The following is a 25,763-nucleotide window of genomic DNA, read 5'->3' as shown; positions in this document are numbered from 1 at the left end:
TTTGCGCCCAAGACTAACCGACCTGCGCCCACTTGTGAACGCCTTAGGCTTTGGCCTTGGACAATCCCCGCTCGGTCATGAAGCGCGCAAGTCGGCTCAGGCCTTCGGCGATATCATCGGTTGACCGCGCATACGAGAACCGCAAAGTCGTGTGGCCCCGCTGAGGGTCAAAATCCAAGCCCGGGGTCACGGCGACACCTGCCTTGTCCAGAATCTCGGCGGCGAAGGCTTGGCTGTCATTGGTCAGCTCAGAGACATCCGCATAAACATAAAATGCCCCGTCAGGAGGCGCGATATTCGTGAACCCTGCTTTGGGCAACCCTTCCAGCATCAATGCGCGATTTCTGCGGTATACATCCAGATTGGCTTGCAATTCCTCGTCGCAATCCATCGCGGCCAGCGCCGCCACCTGACTGGCATGCGGAGCACAGATAAACATGTTCTGGGCAATCCGTTCGACCACTCGCACCTGATCTTCGGGCACTACCATCCAACCGACGCGCCAACCTGTCATCGAGAAATATTTTGAAAAGGAATTGATCACATAGCACTCATCCGTCAGCTCCAGCGCAGTGACAGCCTTGGCCTCATATTCCAGCCCGTGGTAAATTTCGTCACTGATGAACGAGGCCCCCTGCCCCTGCGCCGCCTCGATGAGCGCGCCCATTGCCGTGCGATCCAGCATTGTCCCGGTGGGATTTGCCGGAGAGGCCACCATCAACCCTTGCAGGTCCAGCCCGGCAAAATCCGCCGGTACGGGCTGCAAACGATTTTCCGGTGCAGTGGGCAGGTCGACCGGCACCAGCCCCAAAGCCTTCAAAATCTGCCTGTAAGACGGATAGCCAGGTGCGCCGATTCCAACCCGGTCTCCGCTGTCGAAAAGCGCCGTGAACGCTAGCAAAAAACCCCCAGACGATCCGGGCGTGACCACCACCCGATCAGGGTTTAGATCGACGTCATACCATTCACCATACATCCGAGCGATGCGTTGACGCAGCGCAGGCATACCCAGCGCGACAGTGTAGCCCAGCGGCTCATGCTGCATCGCTTGGGTCAACGCGGCTGTCGCCCCCGTGGGGGCGCCGGTGCCAGGCTGGCCGACCTCCATGTGGATGATGGTGCGCCCGGCTTCTTCCGCTTTGCGCGCGGCCTCCATCACGTCCATCACAATAAACGGATCGACCCCGGACCGGGTTGAGTTTCGCATGCCCATCTCCCATGTTGCTGACATGGCTTTTGAACGTGTATCCAGGCTGGCGTCAATCCCGGCCCTGTTGCTGCTTGTAGCGACATGGGCCGCGACAGTTGTTCAATCCGCCGCGCAAAGCCTGATCCGCGACCCGGACATCGAATACGGCCTTCGAGAGCTGGCCTTTCCCGTGCTGCGTGCTGCCGGCTTGAACACCAACAGAGTTCAGATTTTTGTGGTCAACGACAGTACGTTCAATGCGTTTGTCATTGATTACAATGCCATCTATCTGAACTACGGCCTGATCCTGAACGTCGAGTCCCCCGAGATGCTGCAGGCCGTGATCGCCCACGAAGCCGCGCATATTGCCAATGGCCATCTGGCGCGCCGTGTCGAAAACCTAAAGGCCGCACAACGCAATTCGCAATTGGGAACAGCCCTTGCACTGGTTGTCGCAGCTGCAGGCGGCGGCGAGGCTGCGGCCGGTATCGCCGCGGGCACATCAGGTTCAGCCTTGCGCAGCTTTCTGGGGCACACGCGGGCCGAAGAATCCTCGGCCGACCAAAGCGCCGCCAGCTACCTCAGATGGGCAGGGATTTCACCCAGCGGTATGGTTGCCCTACACCAGAAATTCGCAGGGCAGGAGTTGCTGAGCGAGATCAACCAGGACCCTTATATGCGTTCGCATCCCACAAGCCGCGAACGCTTGCGGGCCGCCCAAACCTTTTTGGACGCGTTCGGGGATAGTGCACTTCCAGATCAGAACGCCAATTATTGGTTTGCCCGCGTTAAAGGCAAACTGTCCGCCTTTCTCAGATCTCCAAGCTGGACAATGCGCCGCGCCAAAGAGGAAACCGCTCAGGACATTCGCCTGATGCGCGAGGCCGCCGCCTATCACCAGAACCGGGACCTGAATAACGCGCGTGCTGCAATAAACGCAGCACTGGCTATCCGTCCTGACGATCCGTTTTACTACGAATTGAAAGGGCAGATCCTGCTTGAAAATCGGCAAGTGGAGGCAGCTGTCGCGGCATACCGCCACGCGGTCAAGATGACGCCCAATGATCCTTTAATTCTGGCAGGATACGGTCGCGCCCTTTTGGCGCATGGTGAAACGAAGAACGCCCTGCAAGTTCTTGAAAAAGCGCGGGCAAGGGATTTCAGGAACGCACGCCTTCTACGCGATCTGGGCGTTGCTTATTCACAAACCGGCAATAACGGCATGGCATCTGCAGTCACCGCCGAACGATTTGCCTTGCAAGGCCAGCTGGCAGATGCAGGTATTCACGCAAGACGCGCCGTCGGGCAACTGCCCGAGGGGTCCCCTGGTTGGCAACGGGCACAGGATGTGCTGATTGCCTCGGAACAAGCAGAGAAAAAGAAAAGGAAACGGAAATGATCCTCAGACATGCTGCACCGGCCCTTCTGGGTCTTTCCCTGATCACCGGTCCCGCACACGCGCTGGACCTGAACGCCATGAGCGATGCCGAAAAAGAGCAGTTCGGCGCTCAGATTCGGGAATATCTTCTGGAAAACCCCGAAGTGATCATCGAAGCCATAAACGTGCTTGAACAACGCAACGCCGTTGCCGAGGCCGCTGCCGACAAGGAACTGGTGGCCGTCAATGCAGATGAGTTGTTCAACGACGGCTATAGCTGGGTTGGCGGAAACCCGGACGGCGATATCACCCTTGTCGAGTTCATGGACTATCGGTGCGGTTATTGCCGTCGAGCCGTGCCTGAAGTGGCCGAATTGCTGGCCGAGGATGGCAACATCCGCTTGGTCATCAAAGAGTTTCCGATCCTCGGCGACGCGTCCGTCGTCTCGTCTCGCTTTGCCGTTGCGACAAAACACGTAGCTGGCGACGACGCCTATAAACAAGTCCACGATGCATTGCTGGAATTTGGCGGAGAGCCCAACGAAGTCACCCTGCGCCGCCTGTCAGATGGCCTTGGGCTGGACAGCGATGCAATCATGGAAGCGATGGACAGCGATCGTGTGACCGACGAGATCAACCAGACCCGCGAATTGGCGCGTCGGATGCAGATTTCGGGTACGCCCTCTTTCGTTTTGGGCTCAGAAATGCTGCGCGGCTACCTGACTGCCGATCAGATGCTGCAGATCGCAGACGCCGTGCGGGCCGAACAGGGTTAAAAGCATGGGGGCGGTAAGACCGCCCCTTTACCCGTTAGTCGTAGGGGAAAGGCGCGTTACACGTCATCGACACGACCCATGTTGGCGAGTCATTGGTCCGAAAATCTGTTGCCGAGACAGCCTCACCCTTGATACCAGCCGGAATAACATCGCGCCCCTGACGTTGGCTTTCTGACAGAATCGCCTGCAGATCTTTTGGATTTGAGTATTTGCGTATTCCCGTATTCTTGGCGATTGGTCCTGAAGGACAATAAGTGGCACGCGCGATTTGCTGCGCAAACGCAAACGCTGCCTGAGAATCCTGCCCATCCCGCAAGGACAGCGCCACCCGCGAGGTGAGTTGCGGATCAACCTGCATCACGGGCGTCAGTTTTCCGCGTGGTTTTCCCTGCCCGCCTGGGCTTATACGAACATCGGTTCGTTTAGTGACACCGTTTTCGTTAAAGCCCGCAACATTCACCGACAAATACCCAAGCTGGGTTCCTTGGGTCGGTGGAACCGGCACATGGATAAAACTTGGCCGGTCGTCGTAGATGTTGGAAGAGGTGCTACAAGCAGCGACAGCAGTGATCATAAGCCCCGCGCAAATGGTTTTAACTTTCAATGTTCACTGCTCCGGCTTGCGAAATCTATACCGACACAAAAACTGCAGATTCAGGCCATAACGTGACAGCTAGACTAGAAATTGGATTTTATTCCGCAGCCTCAGCTGCCGCGTCCAGTTCGGCCGCTTTCTTTTCGACCTGCTCGACGATGTGGTCGATCATCTGATCGTTCGACATCTTGTGGCTGGCTTTACCCGCCAGATAGACCATGCCAGACCCCGCACCGCCGCCGGTAAAGCCAACGTCGGTCATCAGCGCCTCACCGGGGCCGTTCACGACGCAGCCGATGATCGACAGGCTCATGGGTGTCTTGATGTGTTCCAGCCGCTGTTCCAGCGCTTCGACCGTTTTGATCACGTCAAACCCCTGCCGCGCACAAGACGGGCATGAGATGATGTTCACACCGCGATGGCGAAGGCCCAGAGATTTCAGGATCTCATAGCCCACCTTGACCTCTTCCACCGGGTCCGCGGACAGGCTGACGCGTATCGTGTCGCCGATCCCCATCCACAGCAGATTGCCCAGCCCAATGGCGGATTTGATAGTACCGCTGACCAGTCCTCCGGCCTCGGTGATGCCCAGATGGATGGGGGCATCCGTGGCCTCGGCAATGCCCTGATAGGCCGCCGCCGACAGGAACACGTCGCTGGCCTTCACGCTAATCTTGAAGTTGTGAAAGTCGTTGTCTTCCAGAATGCGGATATGTTCCAGCCCGCTTTCGACCATCGCCTCGGGGCATGGCTCGCCGTATTTCTCAAGCAGGTGCTTTTCCAGCGACCCCGCATTGACCCCGATCCGGATCGAGCAATTGTGGTCGCGGGCGGCCTTGATCACCTCCTGCACGCGCTTTTCGTCGCCGATATTGCCCGGATTGATCCGCAGGCAAGCGGCGCCCGCCTCAGCCGCCTCGATCCCGCGTTTATAGTGGAAATGGATGTCGGCCACGATCGGTACAGGGCTTTCGCGCACGATCTCTTTCAACGCTTTCGAAGACGCCTCATCCGGGACCGAAACCCGCACGATATCCGCCCCTGCTTCGGCTGCGGCCTGCACTTGCGCCACCGTTGCTGCAACGTCGGTTGTCAGAGTGTTGGTCATGGTCTGCACGGCAATCGGAGCATCGCCGCCGATGGCAACATCGCCAACCATGATCTGACGGGATTTGCGGCGATAGATATTGCGCCACGGACGAACGTGATTGAGCGACATGGGAACAGGTCCAAGACAGACTAGGTTGCGTCTTTAGATAGTTCGCTTAACCCACTATCGCAATGGCTAGATCACTCAGATGTGGCAACAGGTTCCTGCGCCTGAAGCTCGGCCACAAGGCGCTTGAGGGCGCTGTTCTGTTCGGCTTCCAGATCCGCAACACTGTAGGTTTCGGCCACAGCGTCCTTGGATAGAATCACGCCTTTAGCAACTGTTCCCGGCGCGCCGACCGGGCCGAAATGTTCACCGTTCATTGAGAAGTAAACAGAACCCGACGCGCCGGCCCGAAGTTGCGGAGGTTCTTCCGTCAGGGGCACCTCAAACGTGTTGCCCTGCTCTACCGTTCCTAACGTGCCTTCGAAGATGATGCTGCCATCCGCAGCCGTTACGCGCATCCACGAAGGATTCACGGCCACAATCTTCAGCGTCGTATCCAGCTTTTCAACAACCTGCGGCAAGGCGGGACGTTCGACCGTGTGCACCTCGGCCACTTCAATCTGAGGCGGCTCGGGCGGTTGGAATGTTCCAACTGTGCGAGGGTCCAGGGTAGAAATCGGCGCGTCTCGGGCCACTAATACCGGCAGGTCCAACGCCTGAGGACGATACAGACGGTCCAGAGCTTCAGCACTTGGCAAATCGGTCGCCGCCACTTGTTCGTCTGGTGTCGCACTGCGCGCAACGTCCAACGGATCGAGGTCGGACAGAACAACGGGTGCTTGCTCAACCGGGCTGACTTGAACCTGCTGAATGCGGTTCAGCACCGCCCATCCGCCGTATCCGATGCCACATATTACAGCCAGCAAAACCAGCGACGACCCGATTGCACGCGGTTCGATCTGGCTGACAAACGACTCACGTCCCGGAACAAACGGCGTGTTAGGAGAGGTAAAAGGATCGCGCCCCATCGGACCGCGCGCGGGCAGCCCTCCATTTGGTTTACGTACAACCGATGCTTCGGCCGACATGCCATGGGCAACTTCAAACCCGCTTTCGGCACAAAAGGTGGCGAAGGTTTCATCCGGGTTCATACCCAGGTAACGCGCGTAAGACCTGACGTACCCTGCGATAAAACCCGGTGTATCAAACGCGTCAGGGTCAGCGTCTTCTATGGCTGCAATGTAGTTGGCCTTGATCCGCAGCTCGCGTTGGACATCCAAAAGGGATTTGCCCATCGTTGCGCGTTCCCCACGCATCCGATCACCCAGACTCACCTCGTAATCGTCAAAGCCCTTTGGCCGGACGTCGGTTTCATCTTCGGATTCGCGCTGAGATCTGCGCCCAATCATCCCTGCTGCCCCATTCTGCCTACGCGTGTTTCACGCAAGAACCGAATCAATCCTACACGATTCGGTCGCTTCTTTTGTTAGCTTAAGCCTAACACGTGAAAAACACGTTGCACACTTTGGCGTGAGGTTAACCTGCTAGTTCGGCGCGATTTAGCGCACAATGTGACCAAAGTTCGTCCATCGCCTGAACCAGACTGTTCATCTCATTGGGTCCGTGAACAGGTGACGGCGTAAACCGCAGGCGTTCCGTCCCGCGTGGAACGGTCGGGAAATTGATCGGCTGGACATAGATGCCATAGTCATCCAGCAACATATCGCTCAGCTTCTTGGTGTGAACCGGGTTGCCCACAATCACCGGGACAATGTGACTGCCGTGGTCGATCAATGGCAGGCCCAACCCCTTCAGCCGCAGCTTGAGAATTTTGGCCTGCGTTTGGTGCTGCTCGCGCAGTTCAGGAGCATTCTTCAGATAAGCGACCGACGCCGCGGCACCCGCTGCGACGGCTGGCGGCAGAGACGTGGTAAAGATGAAACCCGGCGCGTAAGAGCGCACAGCGTCACACATTTTCGCGCTTGCAGCGATATAGCCACCCATGACGCCAAAGGCTTTTGCCAGCGTGCCATTGATGATGTCGATCCGGTGGGCCAGACGATCCCGCTCGGTCACGCCACCGCCCCGCGGGCCATACATGCCTACCGCGTGGACCTCATCGATATATGTCAGAGCGCCAAACTCATCGGCGAGATCACAGATCTCTTCGATAGGACCAAAGTCACCATCCATCGAATAGACGGATTCGAACGCGATCAGCTTGGGCGCGGCAGGATCGTCGGCTTCAAGCAGTTCGCGCAGATGGGCCACGTCGTTGTGACGGAAAATACGTTTCGCCCCACCATTACGGCGTACACCTTCGATCATCGAGGCGTGGTTCAAAGCATCCGAATAGATAATCAACCCGGGGAACAGTTTGGGCAAAGTGCTCAGCGTCGCGTCGTTGGCGATATAAGCAGACGTGAACAGCAGCGCGGCTTCCTTGCCGTGCAAATCGGCCAGCTCGGCCTCAAGCTGTTTATGGTAAACCGTCGTACCCGAAATATTGCGTGTACCGCCTGAGCCGGCACCGGCGGACTCCACAGCCTCGTGCATGGCGTTCAGGACAACAGGGTTTTGCCCCATGCCAAGATAGTCGTTGCCGCACCATACCGTGATGTTTTGCTGGGACCCGTCTGGGCGGGTATGAACCGCATGCGGGAAATGACCATTGCGACGTTCGATGTCGATGAAGGTCCGGTAGCGTCCTTCGTCGTGAAGCCTGGCAATCGCAGTATCGAGCTGAGCAGTATAGTCCACCGGTTTCTCCTTAACAGCCCAGCCAATCCACATTGACCGGACATATTCCACGACCCCGTTTTCGAACGACGCCGATGTGTTCCCAAGTGCTCGGACCATATAACCGAGTCCGGGAATGCTTATTTGATTTGCATCAAATATCGCTTCACTTGTGACGCGACAAGTAAAGTTACGGCTATCGGACGTGGGGAAACGACGCAGGGCAGCGCGCCATGTTTCCGATATTACCCAATATTCGCCGGCATATGGGCTGGACGGCGCCATCCGCGCTGATAGGGTTCGGCCATAAATCCCATTGGCAGGAGCCTTCCATGACGCTTGACGCAGTTCTGAACCGTATCGACGCCGATTTGCAAACCTCAATCGACCGCCTGATGGAGCTGTTGCGCATCCCCTCCATCTCGACGGATCCCGCGTTTGACGCTCAGGTCAGCCAGGCCGCCGATTGGTTGGTCGCCGATCTGAACACAATCGGCATTCATGCCGAAAAGCGCGAAACCACAGGTCATCCGATGGTCGTTGGTCACATCGGAGAAGACAGCGACGCCCCTCATGTTCTCTTTTACGGGCATTATGATGTGCAGCCGGTGGACCCGTTAGACCTGTGGAACCGTGATCCGTTTGACCCCGCAATCGAAGACACAGAAAACGGCCCTGTCATCCGCGGTCGCGGATCATCTGACGACAAGGGCCAACTGATGACCTTTGTCGAAGCTTGCCGTGCGTGGAAAGCGGTGCACGGTACCCTGCCCTGTCGCATCACATTTTTCTTCGAAGGCGAAGAAGAGTCCGGCTCACCTTCTCTGGTGCCTTTCCTGCGCGAGAACGCCGCCGAATTGAAAGCCGACTTGGCTTTGGTCTGCGATACCTCGATGGTGTCGCGCGGCGTGCCTTCGATCGCCTCGCAACTGCGCGGGATGCTCAAGGACGAATTCACCATCATTGGTCCGCGTATCGATCTGCACTCGGGGCATTACGGCGGCCCCGGTCTGAATCCACTGCGCGAATTGTCAAGGATCGTTGCCTCTTTCTATGACGACGCGTCCGGCCGCGTCGCTGTCGAAGGCTTTTATGATGGCGTCCACGAAGTTCCAGCGGACCAACTTCGTCAGTGGCAAGGCTGCGGGTTTGACGAGGAAGACTACCTTAACTCCGTGGGCTATTCTCAACCGCACGGTGAAAAAGGGTACTCAACACTCGAACAGCAATGGGCGCGGCCAACGCTCGAAGTCAACGGCCTGTGGGGGGGATACAACGGCGCAGGTTCAAAAACGGTGATTCCGTCGCGCGCGCACTGCAAGATTACTTGTCGTCTGGTTGGCGACATGGATCCCGATGATTTGCGCAACAAAATCCGCAAACATGTCGAAGACCGTCTGTCCGCCGACGCAAGTGTCGAATGGGACAATGATCTGGAAGGCTCTCCGGCCTCGGTCATGAATTTAGAACGGCCTGAATTCGAAGCCGCCCGCGGCGCATTGTCTGATGAGTGGGGCCGCGAGGCCGTGTTCACCGGTATGGGCGGCTCAATCCCTGTGGTCGGATATTTCAATACCGAGCTGGGTTTGGACTCGATGCTTGTCGGTTTTGCCAACGATGATGACGCAATTCACTCGCCGAATGAGAAATACGACGTCAAAAGCTTTCACAAAGGCATCCGGTCCTGGGCCCGCATCCTGGACGCGCTAACGCGCTAGGTTTTCAGCGAGGCTCTGCCTCGCGCTCCGAGGTATTTTTTAGCCAGATGAATGAAGGATTCGTCTTTTCATCTGGCCGGAAATACCTCGGGGGAGTCGCCCAAAGGGCGGCGGGGGCAGCGCCCCCTCCATGGCCGATCACATGTGAATGACCTTGCCGTAAGCGTCCAATACGCTTTCATGCATCATCTCCGACAAGGTCGGATGCGGGAAAACCGTGTTCATCAGGTCCTCTTCCGTGGTCTCCAACTGACGTCCGACCACGTAGCCCTGAATCAACTCAGTGACTTCTGCGCCGATCATGTGCGCGCCCAGCAATTCACCGGTTTTGGCGTCAAAGATGGTTTTGATCATCCCCTCTGGTTCACCTAGCGCGATTGCTTTGCCATTTCCGATAAAGGGGAAGCGACCCACTTTGACGTCATAGCCCAGCTCTTTCGCCTTGGCTTCGGTATAGCCGACCGAGGCGACCTGCGGCTGGCAATAAGTACAACCCGCGATGCTTTCCGGTTTGACCGGATGCGCATGTTTGCCAGCGATCAACTCAGCAACCATGACGCCCTCATGGCTTGCCTTATGCGCCAACCAAGGCGCGCCCGCGATATCCCCGATCGCGTAAAGCCCATCGACCCCGGTCCGGCAGAATTCATCCGTCACAACGTGGGTTCGGTCGATTTTGACACCCAAAGCCTCCAGCCCGAGATTTTCAACGTTACCAACGATTCCAACGGCCGATATCACGGTATCGAACTCGTGTTTTTCAACTTTACTTTTGACCTCAATATGCGCGGTAACCTTGCCCTTGGCGCGATCCAACTGCTTAACCATCGCTTTTTCCATGATGGTCATGCCCTGTTTGGTAAAAGCTTTCTTGGCAAAGGCGCTGATTTCCGCGTCCTCGACTGGCAACACACGGTCCATCACCTCGACCACGGTCGTATCCGCGCCCAGCGTGTTGTAGAAGCTGGCAAATTCAATACCGATCGCGCCCGAACCGATGACCAGCAGTTTCTTGGGCATCCGCGGCGGTTGCAGCGCGTGTTTATAGGTCCAGACCAGATCGCCATCTGCTTCAAGCCCCGGCAGCTCGCGCGCGCGGGCTCCGGTGGCCAGAACGATGTTATTGGCCGTCAGCTCTTCGGTCCCCTTTTCGGTTTTTACCGATACCTTGCCCTTGGCGGGGATCGTCGCCTCGCCCATCACTACGGTCACTTTATTCTTTTTCAACAGGTGGCCAATGCCACCCGACAACTGGCCCGCGACTCCGCGTGATCGTTTAACCACCGCATCCAGATCATAGCCAATCTTCTCGGCCTTGAGGCCGAAATCCTTTGCCCGCTCCATCAAATGGAACACCTCAGACGAGCGCAAAAGCGCCTTGGTCGGGATGCATCCCCAGTTCAAACAGATGCCACCCAGATGCTCGCGCTCTACCACGGCAGCCTTCAGCCCAAGCTGCGCCGCGCGAATGGCCGCCACATAGCCGCCAGGGCCGGCGCCAATTACGATAAGATCAAAAGATTTTGCAGCCATGTTTCCCTCTCGGCGCAGGTCGATGCAGAAATTAGTTCACCATTAAACTATATTTAGACATGCATCAACGAAATTGCCCGCGACATTACTAACGGCGGGTCAATTCGCGCTTATCGCGCATTTTTCAGCCTATACCGCACAGTTGCTAATGGCTAGAACATAGATACCGGGGCAACCCGACCCATTATTTTTTCACGACGAATTGGAATGACTTATCATGGCCAGAACACTCTCCGACCTGTTGCTTGCTATGTTGAACGCAACGCTGATCCTGGTGGCTTTGTGTCTGTTTTTGGGCTGGAAACTAGCATCGACCGTTGAAGGCGTCACGACAGCCTTCGCAGAGAACCTTCACATCGTTGCCCCGCTTAAAGACGAGGTTCAGGGCGTGCGCGGAGAATTGACGGCCTTGCGCAGCGAGCTTTCATCCCTGCAGGACACCGCAGCCCTTTCCGACAGCGCCACGGCGCAACAGATTTCAGCGGCACTAGGTAAACTCGACGGGCTCGAAACTAAACTGCAAGCAGCTCAGACACGCATCGCAGACCTGACCGAAGCACCGGATGAGCTGATACAAACCGCCATTACAACCACGGCCGACGTTGCCGCCGACCGGATTATCGCTATCCGTGGGTGCGTACCGGGTAGTTAACCAGCAGCCTGCAATTCCCGCACCGTCGCCCCATAGCCACCCATGTCCACATAGGCTGCTTCGTGTTCGGTCATGGGGCGCGACAGCGCCTCGTTCCGATACGGGAAACGACCGAATTGGCGGATCACCTCGCGATGGGCTCGGGCGTGCAACAGATTGCTGGCATCGCCTTGGATGTTTTGACACATCAGTCGCACACAGCGTTCCTGATCACACAGGTTCTCAGAGTGCATCAGGGGCAGGTAAAAGAACTGCCTGGCGGGTTCGTCGATCCTAAGATCCCAACCCTTGTCGACGGCACATTTAGCGGCCGACAACGCCGCACGATCAGACGCAAACGCCTTGGCGCTACCTCGGAACATGTTGCGCGGGAACTGATCCATCAGAATGATATAAGCCAGCGCGCCGCTGGGATAGGTAAGCCAAAGTGAGAATTTGCCCTCACTCGCGGCTTCCCACGTGGTCAGGAATTTTTCCCGGATTTCGGCATCCAGTGCCTCATCCTGCAGATACCAACCCTTGGGGCCGACTTCATCCAACCAATAACTCAGTACGTCTTCAGGCCCTGCCATTGCCCTTAACTCCGTATGTTCGCCTCCCCAGGGACGTAACGTCATTTAAGGGCGTTTTACAGATTTGTGACAGTAACATATTGCAACATTTGCGCAATAATTCCGTGTTTTAGGCAACATTCTGCGTATCCTGCTCGGCCTCGGCCGCTTCCTCGGCCGCTTCGATGGCCACTTCCTGCGCGACCTCGAAGGCAACGGGCGACGAGGTTGGATAGATCGGAGACATTGTGCCGGTCTCGTCGACGGGAATCGCGGCGCGTTGTGTCATGCGGTACATCGCATAAACAGCTGTCATGGCCAGCAACGCAGCAATGATCAGGAAAAAGCCCGGAGGCCCGAAAACTCCGTCTCCCATCAACCAACCTGTAATCAATGGCCCCGAGATTGCGCCCATACCGTTGATGAACACCAGCCCTCCGGACGCGGCTGCCATATCCTCATGCTCCAGAAAGTCGTTCGTATGGGCAATCAGCATCGAGTAAAGCGGGTTAGACATGCCGCCAATGACAAAAGCCGAGACCAACAGGATCGGGAATGACACGCCGAACAGCATCCCACAGACCGCCCCGGCAGCCCCAGTGATCGCCACCAGCATGATCAGAAAACGCCTGTCCATCCGGTCCGAGAACCACCCCAGAGGGTATTGCAGCAGCACCGCTCCGACATAGAACGCAGCCACGAAGGTCGAAATTTCGGCCAACGACAAACCTGCCCGCGCGCCATAGACCGAAGCCATGCCAAACTGGGCCGAGAACACGCCGCCCAGAAGGAACATCCCAACACATCCCAACGGAGATTTCCCCATCAACTCGCGCAGGGTCATCGGTTTGGTGGTATCGAAGGCCGGTGTCGGCGAGATCGACAGCAGGATCGGTGCAAAAGAAACCGAAACCAGAATCGACGCGATCACGAACGTCTCATAGCCGGACGGGTCACCAATCAGAACAAGCCCCTGCGCCGAGATGATCCCGGTCATCTGCACAATCATGTAAAGCGATAGCGCTTGCCCGCGGTTTTCGTTGTTGGCCGCGTTGTTCAGCCAGCTTTCGGCGGTGACATACACGCCGGAAAAGCAAAACCCGATCACAACCCGGCCCAGAATCCACGCAATCTCGTTGGTGAGCAGTGGATACATGATCATCACTGCCGAAATGAATGAGGCCAGCGCAGCAAAGACACGGACATGTCCGACGCGCCGGATCATCTCGGGCGCAAGGCGGGATCCGCCGAGGAATCCCACGAAATAGGCCGACATCACGAATGACATCTGGAGGGTCGAAAACCCCTCGATCTCGCCACGGACACCGAGGATCGTCCCCTGCAGGCCGTTGCCGATCATAAGAAGACCCATCCCAAGAAGAAGCGCCCATGCGCTGGAAAGGACCTGAATCATTGGGGCCTCCGAATTATGCCGACCTGACGTTTAGTTCGTTTTGATATGAAAGCGGGTATCCGTCGTGTTTGTCTACGACATTACGATGACATGATCCCGACACTTACGTCACTTTGGGACCAGCAGCGACGCATCCCCATACGAGAAGAAGCGATATTTCTGTTCAATCGCATGGGCGTAGACGTCGCGCATCCGATCTTGCCCCATCAATGCCGATACCAGCATCAACAATGTAGATTTCGGCAAGTGAAAGTTCGTCATTAACGCGTCGGTCACGTTGAACTGAAACCCCGGGTAGATGAAAATGTCTGTCTCACCTTCCCATGCCTTGATGTCGCCACCGCGCGCCGCACTTTCGATCAGTCGTAACGCTGTTGTGCCGACCGGGATCACCCGGCCACCAGCAGCTTTGGTGTCACGGATTTCTTGCGCGGCCGCTTCGCTGACCCGGCCCCATTCGGCATGCATCTTGTGGGTTGTTACATCCTCGACCTTGACCGGCAGGAAAGTCCCCGCCCCGACATGTAATGTGACATGAGTAATCGCCACGCCCCGCGCTTGTAGTGCCAGCATCAATGCCGGGTCGAAATGCAACGATGCCGTAGGGGCCGCGACTGCGCCGGAATTGCGCGCCCAGATGGTTTGATAGTCGGTCTTGTCCTGTTCGTCTGCCGGCCGTTTGGCTGCGATATAGGGCGGCAAAGGCATCGCTCCGGCCTGCTCCAGCGCGGTGTCGAAATCCTCACCCGTCAGGTTGAACCGCAGGTGGGCCTGCCCGTCTTCGACCCGGTCCAGCGTCGCGCTCAAATCATCCGAAAACCGGATATCCTCACCCGGTTTGACCTTTTTCAGCGGCTTGATCAAAGCGGTCCATGTCCCATCCGCCTGCGGCTCCAGCAGGGTCGCCTCGATCGCGGCCGAGACGGGCCCTTGTGCGCTGTCACGATGACGGCGGCCGCTCAACCGCGCGGGGATCACGCGGGTGTCGTTCAGAACAAGGCGATCTCCGGATTGCAGCCAGTCGGGCAGATCGAAAACATGCGCATCCGTAAACGCGTCGCCGTTTGCAACCAGCAAACGCGCCGATGACCGAGGGGTCGCAGGCCGCGTGGCAATCAAATCTTCAGGCAGGTGGAAATCAAAATCGCTCAGTTTCATGCGCGCGCCTTACAAGGCCCCAGTGGATTCAGCAACAGCCCAATTCACCGATCGCCGGACGGAGACCCAAAGGTCTTTTTCGGCTTGTCGGGTCGAACGGGTTGCGCATTCGGGCCATCTGCCACGGTCGGCGCTGGTGCACGTAGCAGATTACGTAAAAACAAAGGGGCCAGACCGGACAGTGGATTGACCGACACTTTAGGCGCATTCAACGGGCCGGTCAGCGTATAGTTAAAGCCGATCACCCCTTCCCCCTTCTTGGTGAAAACACTGCCGATCGCATTCACTAGGTAGATCGGCGAGATCGCCCCCCGCAGATTTAGCAGCCCATTTGCCAGATCAACCGTACCGTCGAACGACAGCCCCATTGAGGGTCCAACGGCGCTGCCACTTAAGACCTTGATCTCGGTCGGCGTAATGCGCATCCGACTTTCGATAGTCGAGAAAAAGATGCCTTGCCCGGCCATTTCGTCGATCAAACCGACAAGGCTGATGGCGTTCAGCAGCGCCGCCATCGCCGGAGCATCGGTTATGCGGGTGTTCGAAATTTTCAGGTTGGCGTCGTAGTCGCTGCCGTTGCCTACTGGTTCCAATGTCATGGTCAAGGTTCCGCCGCGGGCCTGCGTAATCACCCCGGCAGATCGCAACGCCTCACCGGCATCTTCTGATGTCAATTCGACCGCGCTGCGTGCACCTCTGGGCGTGATAGTACCCCGAACCGGCGCAGCACCGTTGATACGTGCCGTGAAAGCGCCGGTGACGCCGCCCGTGGTTCGGAAATCGCCCTTGAAACCCGTCAGGGCGATGCTGTCTGTCACTTGCAGGCGGTCCAGTACCACATCCAGGTTCGGTCCGTTTCCAGCCCCTCCGCTGCCACTGCCGCCACTTCCTCCGAAGGTGGCCGCCCCAAGATTCATCACCCCGCCCTGTACCCGGATATCGGGCACGGATGCGCCGCGGCTGACCAGTTCCGCCGGAACTGCAAGCCAGTTCCCCAGATCGAACGAGCTGAATTCGACCTTATCGAACTCACCACCCTCGCGGAACGAAATCGACGCGGTGCTGCGAAGTCCAGCCGCATCCAGTTTCAACGAGTTGACCCGCAGCTGATCGCCCAACGTCGCATCGAGGGTCATTGCGCCTTTGGTCCGACGGCCTTTGCTCCAACCCAGTTCGGGGATCGACAGGCCGACCCCCACCAGATCAGAACTCGCGGTGAGCTCTATGGGCTCGCCAGCGCCGATGCCCAATGTGATGTCAGCCGTCCCTTCTCCGGTCAGCATTCCTTGCGGTAACCCGGCCTTCAACTCGGTCATCAGACGCGGAGACAGTTCGATTTCGCCCGAGAGTTCGCTGCGTTGCGGAGCTGCCCCTCCGATGGGCTGTCGCCATGTTGCATGCATTGGAACGTCGCCAAACAGGCCGTACCCTCCGATCTCGACGGCAGTCTGATCTCCGGACAGGGTCAGCCGGTCGGCACTGACAACGAACCCCGGAACCAGACGATCGCTTTTCACGTTGTCTATGTCACCGGTAAAGTGGAACTCGGTGTCTTCGAACTTTAGCCCCTTCTTCATCGGCAGCGACAGCGTGCCTGACAGGCTGACATCTCCTGCTGCAAGATCTACCGGCAACCCGGCTTTGCTCAGCAACTCCAGTGGCGGCAGATCCAGCAGCGACAGCGCGGCAGTGGCTTTACCCTTGGCCTTGATCCGCACAATCGCGGGCGAGTTCTTTTTAAGTGTCGTGTCAGGGATGATAAACGACGTCCCCGACGCATCCACGGCGCCACCCTGATCGGCGATCACAACGCCGCTTTCTGCCGAGGCCGTAAAACGGTTTTCCAACAAACTCACCCGCCCTTGCGCGTTCTGGATGGGCGGCAGGGTCTTGGCATATCTTATCTTTGCGTTATCGAAACCGAACCCCAAATAGATATCTGGCTTGGTTTCAGGGCGCAGGCGCAGCGAGAATTCTACGCCCGAAAAATCGCCTTCGTACAGGTTTTCTGACACCCACAAGCGCGGCTTAGGAGCCAGAATTTCGGGCCAATAGTTCAGCAATCGGTCCGCGGTCATATTGTCCAGATCAGCATCCAGCGCCGCCACCCATCCGTCCGGGCGGCCCAGCAAGCGCCCCGAGGCCCGCAGCGTATGACCAGCTTCGACAAGCGTCATTTGCCCCAGGCGCAGTTCGAAAGGCAGGAGTTTCATCTGAAAGTCCAACTCAGCTCGGGCTGATTCCAACGATTCCGGGAAAAGACCACCGGGATAGATGTCGATGTCGTTCAGTTTCAACTGAGCGGTCAGGCTCTCTAGCGTACCATCTTCGATGCCCTCCAGAAACGCTTTGCCTTCAGCTTGAACCGCCCCGAGATCCGAGACCACGGATGCTTCGTTGAAGTCCAGTACGTGCTGGCTCGGGTCATAGGTGAAATATGTTCGGGCCGAGTCGAACCGTATAGGGCGTGTCTCGAGCGTCGGCTGAACTGCACCGGCACCAAGGTTCAGTGTCGCAAATAGTGGGCCCAGAGACGCCTGATCATCGACGCTGCCACGCAAAGATCCTGAAATCGGGGCTTTCAGAACCTGCAACCAAGACAGGGCAAGGCTTTGCCCCGCTATATCTTCAGCCGGTAAGTCTGTGATCGAAAACCCGAAACTCGCCTGTGGACTGCCTAGAAGGCTTGTGTAGTTCGCCTCGATCGAACTGGCATAGTCCCGTCCCGTCAGAACCGAGAACCCGGTGGCAAGGCGCATCTCGTCCCCGTCGCGCGTTACGTTGATATGACCGCCATCAAACACCCAAGCCCGTCCCAGCCGCAAGTCTTGATAGTCCAACGTCAGCGATTGCAGCTCTACCGAGCGCAAACCGGACAAGATCGGTGACAAGAACACGTCATCCGATTCTTCAATCAACTCGGCCAGCGTCGGCGCTTCTTGCACCGGAGAGCTGCCGGACCCGACCGTCAGCGACAGCGCTCCGTCCTTGTTACGCGTCAGCGCGATCTGCGCATCCTGCAGGATGATGCGGCGGGGCCGGATTTGCCCACGCAGGAGGCCCCGCATTGACAGGCGCGTGCGCAGATCTCCGACCTGAGCGATCTGCTGCCCGGTCGCGTCGCTGATCGTCACGTCACTTAACTTGAGGCGAGGAAGCCACTGCTCATTAACAAAAAACGTCGCCTCTCCAAACCTGACCTTCAAACCGCCCAACGTCTGATCCAGCCGTTTTTCAGCCTGAGTGCGCATCCATTGCGGCGCGTGCAACTGGTGACCGATCAGAAAGAACCAACCGGCAACAGCCAACCCGCCCAGTGTCAAAGTAAAGCCAAGGGTCACATAGGCGGCCAACCGACGGCGCGACCTGCGACGCCGAGGTGTCTGGCTGTGGTCTGCACTTTTTTCGTCGTGCTGCACCAAATTGCTATCCACGCCTTTCAACCCGCTCGTACCGCCCTATGATCCCGAGCAGCACATAAAAACCTTTAACGGAGTTTCCAATGCCCGACGTTACAGACATCGCCCCTGATTTCACTTTGCCCCGTGACGGCGGTGGCGAGGTCACGTTGTCGGACCTGCGCGGAGGTGCCGTCGTTTTGTTTTTCTATCCCCGTGATGATACGCCGGGCTGCACCAAGGAATCCATCGGTTTCTCGGAACAACTTCAGGCCTTTGCCGATGCCGGGGCTCACGTTTTCGGCATTTCGCGCGACAGCGTCGCCAAGCATGACAAATTCGTCGCCAAACACAGCCTGACCACGCCGCTTTTGTCCGACGAAGGATCAACCGTGTGCGAAGACTATGGCGTCTGGGTCGAAAAGAACATGTACGGCCGCAAGTCGATGGGCATCGAACGGTCTACATTTCTGATCGACGCCGAGGGCAAGATTGCCCGCGCTTGGCGCAAGGTCAAAGTGCCCGGCCATGTAGACGAGGTGCTAGAGGCGGTGCGCGCGCTCTGACGGCTCTTTCCTGCGGTTGCCATCCGGTTTAAGACCCGCCCAAACCTGAACGGAGCGGACCTGTGCCCAAAACACTGACCCAGATGGCAACCGAAGTTCTGACCACGGCGGATGGGCGGGCCAAGACCGCCCTGTCCAAACGTTATGCGGCCGAATGGTTCGCGGCGCGGAAAGGCGATGCACCCGAGATCGAGGTCGGCACCGCGACGCCTCCGCTGCAACCGGCGCGACCTGAACGGCCTGAACTGCTGTCTCCCCGCGAAGTACCCAAACGCAAACCCGGCACCGAAGCTGGACGGATCGCGTTGTTGCACGCAGTCGCCCATATCGAGTTGAATGCGGTCGACCTGCATTGGGACATCATTGCGCGGTTCGGGCATGTTCCCATGCCAGTTGGGTTCTATGACGATTGGGTCAAATGCGCTGAAGAAGAATCGCGCCATTTCGAAATGGTTTGCGATTGCCTTGAACGCATGGGCAGTCACTATGGTGCCCTGCCCGCCCATGCCGGCATGTGGCGCGCCGCAGAAGACACGGCCGAGGACCTGATGGGCCGCCTAGCGGTTGTTCCAATGGTGCTTGAGGCGCGTGGGCTGGATGTGACGCCGGGCATGATCGACATCTTCCGCAAAGCCAAGGACGACCACGCCATCGCCGCGCTTGAGGTCATATATGCCGAAGAGGTGGGACATGTCGCCTATGGATCAAAATGGTTCCACTTTTTGTGCGGAAGAGAGAATGCAGATCCCAAGGATGTGTTTCATGAGCTTGTACGGCGCTATTTCCACGGGGTCCTTAAACCTCCGTTCAACGAGGAAAAACGCGCTGAAGCCGGGTTGCCACCCGACTTTTACTGGCCTTTGACCGAAGACCTGCCTGCGCCTGGTCAAGCCCATTAAACATGCGCAAGTTGACGCTATCGGCAACTTCCCGCCTAAAACTGGCGGGAAAAAACCGGTTTCATGTGTGAACTGGTTAACAAACTTGCCCAAATCACATGTCCCCTCTATGCAATTGCCCCAAGGGACGGAGATCACTCACAACCGGTCCCGAATTTGGGGATGGACAGAGGGAAGACGCGTGCGAACACGTCTGGCAATAAAACTACACTCACTGCTCGAGCGGCACTTTCCTGAACGCCGGGTTTTTCTGAAATCTGATAATGATACGCGGTTTATCCGGCTCAGTTCCGAGACGCAGGTTATTGCCGTTGCGGGCGTCGCCGCCTTCGTCGGCTGGACTGCCGTCGCAACCGCAATCCTGCTGATGGACAGCATTGGATCAGGTAATTTCCGCGAGCAGGCCAAGCGGGATCAGGCAACCTATCAGGAACGTCTGAACGTACTGTCGGCCGAGCGGGATATGCGCGCCTCTGAGGCGCTCATGGCGCAGGACCGTTTCAACACGGCACTTGAACAAATTTCGACGATGCAATCCGAGCTTCTGGCGTCGGAAAACCGCCGCCGCGAGTTGGAAACGGGCATTGAAGTCATTCAAACCACTCTGCGTGCGACCATGAAGCAGCGCGAAGACGCGCGTCTGGAGTTGGCCAGCCTCAAGCAGGAGGATGGCGCGGACGCTTACATGGCAAATGTAAGCAATCCGGCTCAGATGGATTTCATGACCCAGGCTTTGGTCCGCACGGCCTTGGAACGGGACCAGATCGCAGCCGACGCCAAGGACGCGCTGGAACAGCGTGATGACCTTGAGCTGGAAATCCGGCTCATGCAGGAACGCAGCGACGAAATCTTCCGTCAGCTGGAAGAGGCGATGGTTATCTCGGTCGAGCCGCTCGACAAGATGTTCCGTCAGGCAGGAATGCCCACAGACCGTATCATTGAAGAAGTACGGCGCGGGTACAGCGGCATGGGCGGCCCCCTAACCCCCATATCCTTCAGCACGCGCGGCGAGGAACTGACCCCCGACGAAGTCCGCGCGAATACTCTGCTGCAGCAGATGGACCAGCTGAACCTCTATCGCATTGCCGCCGAAAAGGCACCGTTTGCAAGCCCCGTGAACGCGGTGGTGCGTTACACCAGTGGCTTCGGCACCCGTCGCGACCCCAAAACGGGCGGACGCCGCATGCATAACGGTGCTGATTTCGCTGGTGCGCATGGAACGGATATCTTCGCGACCGCCGATGGTGTGGTCACCCATGCTGGCTGGCAGTCAGGGTTCGGACGGCTGGTAAAAATTAAGCATGCCTTTGGAATTGAGACACTTTATGCTCATAACACCAAGATACGCGTAAAGGTTGGTCAAAGGGTCTCGCGCGGGGATCATATTGCTGATATGGGTAGCACCGGACGGTCGACCGGCACGCATCTTCATTACGAAGTGCGCGTGAATGGAAAACCTGTTAACCCAATGACTTACATCAAGGCTGCGAGAAATGTTTTCTAAGAGCAAAATCAACGAGCCCGGAACCAAAGACACAGAGGCCGCAAAACCGGCTGCCCCCGCGACGCCTGCCGCGCCTGCGCCGTCAGAAGCCAAGGCCAGCACTGCACCCAAGCCCAAGCCTCCGGCATCGGTTCTGTCGTCAGATCTGCACATCACCGGCAACCTGAAAACATCCGGCGATATTCAGGTGGAAGGCACCGTAGAAGGTGACATTCGCGCCCATCTGCTGACCATCGGTGAAACTGCGACCATCAAGGGTGAGGTCACCGCAGATGATGTCGTGATCAACGGCCGCATCGTCGGCCGCGTGCGCGGTCTGAAAGTCCGTCTGACCTCGACCGCACGTGTCGAGGGCGACATCATCCACAAGACCATCGCGATCGAAAGCGGCGCGCATTTCGAAGGTTCGGTTCAGCGTCAAGACGACCCGCTGAACCCCGGCCGCAGCGCCAAGGGTGGTGCAAACCCGGCTGCAGAGGTCAAACAGTAAAGCAGGCTCTGCCCTATTCTATGAACGCCGCGGGGAAACCTGCGGCGTTTTTGGTTTCAAGCCCCGGCTGCGCATAGTAGTCTTTGCGAATGCTGATTTTTTTCTCGGTTCTGCTGTTGGTCATCGGCTTTTTTGCCTATCGCCATTGGTCCAAGACTCAGGCGCGCAATGCGCTGCTGGCCGCCCCGCTGTCCGATCATCAGCGTCGTGTAATCGACGCTCAGGTGCCTTTGATACGCCGCCTACCAAAAGAACTGAGGGCCAAGCTGGACGGCAAGGTCAATCTGTTCCTGGATCAGGTCCGCTTTTTTGGTTGTGACGGGTTGGACGTCACCGAAGAGATGGAACTGGCCATTGCCGCACAGGCCAGTCTGTTACTGGTCAATCGGGATATCTGGTACGACAACCTGACCACCATTCTGATCTACCCCACTGCATTCAAGTCGCGTCAGCGCAGGCAGGATGGCTATGTTATCAGCGAGAAAGAGATCGTGCGCACGGGTGAAAGCTGGGATCGCGGCCCGGTGATCCTGTCTTGGACGCACAGCCAACAAGGCGCGCTGAATGATCGCGATGGGCAGAATGTCGTGTTGCACGAGTTCGCGCATCAGGTCGACGACCTCTCGGGGGGCACGAACGGAGTGCCAATCCTCAGCAACGGGCAGAGCTTTGCAGAATGGGAACGGGTGTTCCTGACCGCCTACGACGCGCATGTCAGCGCGGTCGAACATGGTCGACACACCGTTATCGACCCCTATGGCGCTACCGGGCATGAGGAGTTCTTTGCAGTCTCGGTCGAAGTTTTCTTTGAGCGGCCCGTCGCGCTCAAGTCCGAGGCGCCCGAAGTCTACGAACAACTGGCCAAATTATTCCAACTGGACCCTGCAAGCTGGACCTGACAGTACAGTTTCACAAAAATCCATTTTTGAATTATAGTGAACCCATTGTTTTTGGGAGGGCTTTTCATGTCATCAAAACTCATGGCCGAATTCTTCGGCACGTTCTGGCTGGTTCTGGGCGGATGCGGCAGCGCCGTTCTGGCAGCTGGTGTGGCCGATGTGGGCATCGGCTGGCTGGGTGTATCCTTTGCCTTTGGCCTGACGGTTCTGACCATGGCCTATGCGGTCGGTCAAATCTCGGGCGGGCACTTCAACCCGGCAGTCAGTCTCGGCCTTGCGGTTGGTGGCCGGTTTTCGCCAAAGCTTCTCATCCCGTATTGGATCGCTCAGGTTGCGGGCTCTGTCGCTGCCGCCGCCGTCCTATACGTGATCGTCAGCGGCGCGCCGGGTTTCGAAGGGGTTGGCAGTTTTGCCACCAACGGTTTCGATGAGGCCTCGCCGCAGGGGTATTCGATGGCATCGGCGCTGGTGATCGAGATCACGCTGACCGCTTTCTTCCTGTTGATCATACTGGGTTCGACGTCGAAATTTGCACCAGCCGGTTTTGCGCCGATTGCCATCGGGCTTGGCCTGACACTGATCCATCTGATCTCGATCCCGGTGACAAACACTTCGGTCAATCCGGCCCGATCAACCGGAGTTGCCCTGTTTGCCGAAGGCCCCGCGATGGAGCAGCTATGGCTGTTCTGGGCGGCCCCATTGGCGGGGGGCATCATTGGCGCGATCATCTGGAATGTGATCGGCGACGATTGAGCCTTTAAAAGAAAGGCCCCGAAGCGCATTGCCACGGGGCCTTTTCTGTTACTCGGTCACTGTGACCTTTTTCATTACATCCGGCTGTCCGATCACTGCGCCGTTAGGTCCGTCACCACGCTTGATCGCATCGACGACGTCCATCCCGCCAGTTACCTGACCTACAACCGTGTATTGGCCGTTCAGGAACGGCCCCGGCGCAAACATGATGAAGAATTGCGAATTTGCACTGTTGGGGTCCTGGGCTCGCGCCATACCGATCACGCCACGATCATAATTGTAGTCCGAAAACTCGGCTGCCAGATCGGGGCGATCCGACCCACCTGTTCCGGCGCGGCGCAGGTCACTGCCCAGACGGCCATGTTCAACATCGCCGGTTTGCGCCATGAACCCCTCGATCACGCGGTGGAAGACCACCCCGTCATACTTGCCTTCAGCCGCCAGAGCGCTGATCTGCTCAACATGTTTCGGGGCCAGGTCATCAAACAGATCGACAGTCACGGTGCCATTGGCGCCCTCACCTTCAATCTCGATCTCAAGGCCAGTAGCCAGCGCGGGGCTGGCCAAAACGGCAAATGCGGCGGCTAGCTTATACATCGGCCGCCACCTTGACGCTGATCATCCGGTCGGGGTTCATCGGCGGCTCGCCGCGAACAATCGCGTCTACATGCTCCATCCCGTCGATGACGCGCCCGTAAACGGTGTATTGACCGTTCAGGAAGTGATTGTCCTTGAAGTTGATGAAGAACTGAGAGTTGGCTGAATCAGGATTCTGCGACCGCGCGGCACCCAGCGTGCCCCGGTCATGCGGCAGCTTCGAAAACTCTGCCGGAACGTTGGGCAACGACGACCCACCTGTGCCTGCCATACGGATGTTGAACCCGTCTTCCATGTCGCCGTGCTGAACGTCGCCGGTCTGCGCCATGAAACCGTCGATCACACGGTGGAAGGCCACGTTGTCATACTCACCGCCGCGGGCCAGTTCCTTCATCCGGGCCGAGTGCTGAGGGGCCACGTCGGGCAGCAGCTCGATGACGACATTGCCGCCTTTGAGTTCGATGATGATGGTGTTTTCGGGATCCTTGATCTCGGCCATGAGGCCCTCCTGTCGTTTGTCTTGCGCAAATACCTATGCGGCATGGGCGTGAAAGCCAAGTGACGCATTGACCTGAGGGCGAAATGCAGGAAAAGAACCGCCTAAATCGCATTTAACGGCAAGGATGGAACGATGGGCTGGAAAACGCTGGACGATATGGACCTGAACGGCAAGCGCGTGCTGGTGCGCGTGGATATCAACGTGCCGGTCGTTGACGGCGTTGTGACCGACGCCACCCGTATTCAGCGCATCGTGCCCACCGTGCGCGATATCCTTGCAGCAGGCGGCAAGCCGATCCTGCTGGCGCATTTCGGTCGTCCGGGTGGCGAGCGCCGCGAGAACCTGTCGCTGAAACAGCTGATCCCCACGCTGACCACCGCCTTTGGCGCAGACGTTCTGTTTGCCGCCGATTGCGTCGGCACCGAGGCTGAACTGGCCGCCGAGCAGCTGAAGCCCGGTCAGGTGCTGCTGCTGGAAAACACTCGCTTCCATGCGGCTGAAACCAAGAATGACGCTGATCTGGCCGCCGGCATGGCGCGTCTGGGTGAGGTCTACTGCAACGACGCGTTTTCCGCCGCGCACCGCGCCCACAGTTCGACCGAGGCCATTGCCCGGCTGCTGCCCGCCTGTGCCGGTCGCCTGATGCAGGCCGAGCTTGAGGCGCTGGAAGGCGCTCTGGGCGCGCCGAAACGGCCAGTGACGGCGGTCGTGGGCGGGGCCAAAGTGTCGACCAAGCTGGAGCTGCTGGGCAATCTGATCACCAAGGTGGATTATCTTGTGATCGGCGGTGGCATGGCCAACACCTTCCTCGTGGCCAAAGGCGTGAATGTCGGCAAGTCCCTCGCCGAAACCGCGATGAAGGGCACCGCGGCCGAAATCATGGCCAAGGCCGACGGCGCGGGCTGCACCATCGTTCTGCCCACTGACATCGTTGTCGCCGAAAAGTTCGAGGCCGGCGCGCCGCACCAGATCCTGCCTGCGGACCAGTGTACTGACGAGGGCATGATCCTAGACGCAGGCCCCAACAGTGTCGCAGCGATCTCGGATATCTTCGACCAAAGTCAGACGCTGATTTGGAACGGCCCACTGGGCGCATTCGAGATCGAGCCCTTTGACGCCGCCACCAACGCATCCGCCCTGAAAGCCGCCGCCCTGACCCGCTCGGGTAACTTGGTATCAGTCGCTGGCGGAGGCGACACGGTCGCGGCGCTGAACGCTTCGGGTGCCGCCAAGGACTTCTCGTATATCTCGACCGCAGGCGGCGCGTTCCTGGAATGGATGGAAGGCAAGACCCTGCCGGGTGTCGCCGCGCTGGATCAATAAAAAGTCGACCTTTGACGCATTTTTGCGAATCAGGGG

Annotated in this window: 23 protein-coding genes; 11 read left to right on the top strand and 12 right to left on the bottom strand. The window is 57.9% G+C overall.

The genetic code is table 11. The annotated features are described in order from the left end of the window. Positions 1-43: 43 nt before the first annotated feature. Positions 44-1,207 carry an aminotransferase class I/II-fold pyridoxal phosphate-dependent enzyme gene (locus J7380_RS02740; protein ID WP_209194372.1) on the bottom strand — a complete coding sequence of 388 codons (1,164 nt, stop codon included), beginning with the start codon at positions 1,205-1,207 and terminating at the stop codon, positions 44-46. On the opposite strand from J7380_RS02740, the gene J7380_RS02735 reads away from it, so the two are divergent. Then, a complete protein-coding gene (locus J7380_RS02735; protein WP_209194371.1) occupies positions 1,206-2,588 on the top strand; it encodes a M48 family metalloprotease in 1,383 nt (460 codons plus the stop codon). The genes J7380_RS02740 and J7380_RS02735 overlap by 2 nt on opposite strands. After that, the gene (locus tag J7380_RS02730; RefSeq protein WP_209194370.1) at positions 2,585-3,343 is read left to right on the top strand and encodes a DsbA family protein; all 759 of its coding nucleotides are present in this window, start codon (positions 2,585-2,587) and stop codon (positions 3,341-3,343) included. The genes J7380_RS02735 and J7380_RS02730 overlap by 4 nt, the downstream gene beginning before the upstream one ends. Positions 3,344-3,377: 34 nt before the next feature. Here the strand turns inward: J7380_RS02730 and J7380_RS02725 are convergent, their stop codons facing one another. From J7380_RS02725 to hemA, 4 genes are all read right to left on the bottom strand, one after another. After that, on the bottom strand, positions 3,378-3,947 hold the full coding sequence (locus J7380_RS02725; protein ID WP_209194369.1) for a hypothetical protein: 570 nt from the start codon (positions 3,945-3,947) through the stop codon (positions 3,378-3,380). Between the two features lie 88 nt (positions 3,948-4,035). After that, positions 4,036-5,157, bottom strand: coding sequence for a flavodoxin-dependent (E)-4-hydroxy-3-methylbut-2-enyl-diphosphate synthase (ispG, locus tag J7380_RS02720; RefSeq protein ID WP_170782593.1), 1,122 nt, complete (start codon positions 5,155-5,157; stop codon positions 4,036-4,038). Between the two features lie 71 nt (positions 5,158-5,228). Next, positions 5,229-6,443, bottom strand: a complete 1,215-nt coding sequence (locus J7380_RS02715; protein ID WP_209194368.1) for a helix-turn-helix domain-containing protein — start codon at positions 6,441-6,443, stop codon at positions 5,229-5,231. Between the two features lie 127 nt (positions 6,444-6,570). Then, the gene (hemA, locus tag J7380_RS02710; protein WP_209194367.1) at positions 6,571-7,794 is read right to left on the bottom strand and encodes a 5-aminolevulinate synthase; all 1,224 of its coding nucleotides are present in this window, start codon (positions 7,792-7,794) and stop codon (positions 6,571-6,573) included. Between the two features lie 311 nt (positions 7,795-8,105). Here hemA and J7380_RS02705 point away from each other — a divergent pair, with 311 nt between their 5' ends. Further along, positions 8,106-9,491 (top strand): M20/M25/M40 family metallo-hydrolase, encoded by a 1,386-nt coding sequence (locus tag J7380_RS02705; RefSeq protein WP_209194366.1) that lies wholly within the window; start codon positions 8,106-8,108, stop codon positions 9,489-9,491. 138 nt (positions 9,492-9,629) lie between these two features. Here the strand turns inward: J7380_RS02705 and lpdA are convergent, their stop codons facing one another. Beyond that, the gene (gene lpdA, locus J7380_RS02700; protein WP_209194365.1) at positions 9,630-11,024 is read right to left on the bottom strand and encodes a dihydrolipoyl dehydrogenase; all 1,395 of its coding nucleotides are present in this window, start codon (positions 11,022-11,024) and stop codon (positions 9,630-9,632) included. Positions 11,025-11,241: 217 nt separating this feature from the next. Between lpdA and J7380_RS02695 the strand changes: the two genes are divergently transcribed. After that, a complete protein-coding gene (locus tag J7380_RS02695; RefSeq protein ID WP_209194364.1) occupies positions 11,242-11,676 on the top strand; it encodes a hypothetical protein in 435 nt (144 codons plus the stop codon). Here J7380_RS02695 and J7380_RS02690 read toward each other — a convergent pair. From J7380_RS02690 to J7380_RS02675, 4 genes are all read right to left on the bottom strand, one after another. Beyond that, positions 11,673-12,248 carry a DUF924 family protein gene (locus tag J7380_RS02690; RefSeq protein WP_170752620.1) on the bottom strand — a complete coding sequence of 192 codons (576 nt, stop codon included), beginning with the start codon at positions 12,246-12,248 and terminating at the stop codon, positions 11,673-11,675. The two genes, J7380_RS02695 and J7380_RS02690, sit on opposite strands and share 4 nt — an antisense overlap. 109 nt (positions 12,249-12,357) lie before the next feature. Then, positions 12,358-13,641: an MFS transporter gene (locus tag J7380_RS02685; RefSeq protein ID WP_209194363.1), complete on the bottom strand. Its 1,284-nt coding sequence runs from the start codon at positions 13,639-13,641 to the stop codon at positions 12,358-12,360. A 108-nt stretch (positions 13,642-13,749) separates the two neighbouring features. Continuing rightward, entirely contained in the window at positions 13,750-14,799 is a 1,050-nt protein-coding gene (gene queA, locus J7380_RS02680; RefSeq protein ID WP_209194362.1) for a tRNA preQ1(34) S-adenosylmethionine ribosyltransferase-isomerase QueA, read from the bottom strand. Between the two features lie 44 nt (positions 14,800-14,843). Continuing rightward, complete coding sequence (locus tag J7380_RS02675; RefSeq protein ID WP_348539066.1) at positions 14,844-18,233, bottom strand: AsmA-like C-terminal region-containing protein; 3,390 nt, start codon at positions 18,231-18,233, stop codon at positions 14,844-14,846. Between the two features lie 68 nt (positions 18,234-18,301). Here J7380_RS02675 and J7380_RS02670 point away from each other — a divergent pair, with 68 nt between their 5' ends. The 6 genes from J7380_RS02670 to aqpZ all read left to right on the top strand — a co-directional run bounded on the left by J7380_RS02670 (position 18,302) and on the right by aqpZ (position 23,308). Then, entirely contained in the window at positions 18,302-18,763 is a 462-nt protein-coding gene (locus J7380_RS02670) for a peroxiredoxin (RefSeq protein WP_170354500.1), read from the top strand. An 83-nt stretch (positions 18,764-18,846) separates the two neighbouring features. After that, positions 18,847-19,662: a ferritin-like domain-containing protein gene (locus J7380_RS02665; RefSeq protein WP_209194619.1), complete on the top strand. Its 816-nt coding sequence runs from the start codon at positions 18,847-18,849 to the stop codon at positions 19,660-19,662. Positions 19,663-19,843: 181 nt separating this feature from the next. Beyond that, complete coding sequence (locus J7380_RS02660) at positions 19,844-21,166, top strand: M23 family metallopeptidase (RefSeq protein WP_209194360.1); 1,323 nt, start codon at positions 19,844-19,846, stop codon at positions 21,164-21,166. Beyond that, complete coding sequence (locus tag J7380_RS02655) at positions 21,156-21,656, top strand: polymer-forming cytoskeletal protein (RefSeq protein ID WP_170354502.1); 501 nt, start codon at positions 21,156-21,158, stop codon at positions 21,654-21,656. The genes J7380_RS02660 and J7380_RS02655 overlap by 11 nt, the downstream gene beginning before the upstream one ends. Before the next feature lie 89 nt (positions 21,657-21,745). After that, positions 21,746-22,555: a M90 family metallopeptidase gene (locus J7380_RS02650; protein WP_209194359.1), complete on the top strand. Its 810-nt coding sequence runs from the start codon at positions 21,746-21,748 to the stop codon at positions 22,553-22,555. Between the two features lie 66 nt (positions 22,556-22,621). Beyond that, positions 22,622-23,308 (top strand): aquaporin Z, encoded by a 687-nt coding sequence (gene aqpZ / locus J7380_RS02645; RefSeq protein ID WP_170354504.1) that lies wholly within the window; start codon positions 22,622-22,624, stop codon positions 23,306-23,308. Between the two features lie 48 nt (positions 23,309-23,356). Here the strand turns inward: aqpZ and J7380_RS02640 are convergent, their stop codons facing one another. Both J7380_RS02640 and J7380_RS02635 read right to left on the bottom strand, forming a co-directional pair. Further along, positions 23,357-23,905, bottom strand: coding sequence for a peptidylprolyl isomerase (locus J7380_RS02640; RefSeq protein WP_170752611.1), 549 nt, complete (start codon positions 23,903-23,905; stop codon positions 23,357-23,359). After that, positions 23,898-24,404: a peptidylprolyl isomerase gene (locus J7380_RS02635; RefSeq protein WP_170354506.1), complete on the bottom strand. Its 507-nt coding sequence runs from the start codon at positions 24,402-24,404 to the stop codon at positions 23,898-23,900. The genes J7380_RS02640 and J7380_RS02635 overlap by 8 nt, the downstream gene beginning before the upstream one ends. Positions 24,405-24,536: 132 nt before the next feature. Here J7380_RS02635 and J7380_RS02630 point away from each other — a divergent pair, with 132 nt between their 5' ends. Further along, positions 24,537-25,727, top strand: coding sequence for a phosphoglycerate kinase (locus J7380_RS02630; protein WP_209194358.1), 1,191 nt, complete (start codon positions 24,537-24,539; stop codon positions 25,725-25,727). Positions 25,728-25,763 lie beyond the last annotated feature (36 nt).

It is taken from the genome of Ruegeria sp. R8_1, from assembly GCF_017743815.1.
GTDB classification, from domain to species: Bacteria; Pseudomonadota; Alphaproteobacteria; order Rhodobacterales; family Rhodobacteraceae; genus Ruegeria; species Ruegeria lacuscaerulensis_A.
Note: the sequence above shows the minus strand (reverse complement) of the source record. Positions and strands in the feature narration are given on the sequence as shown.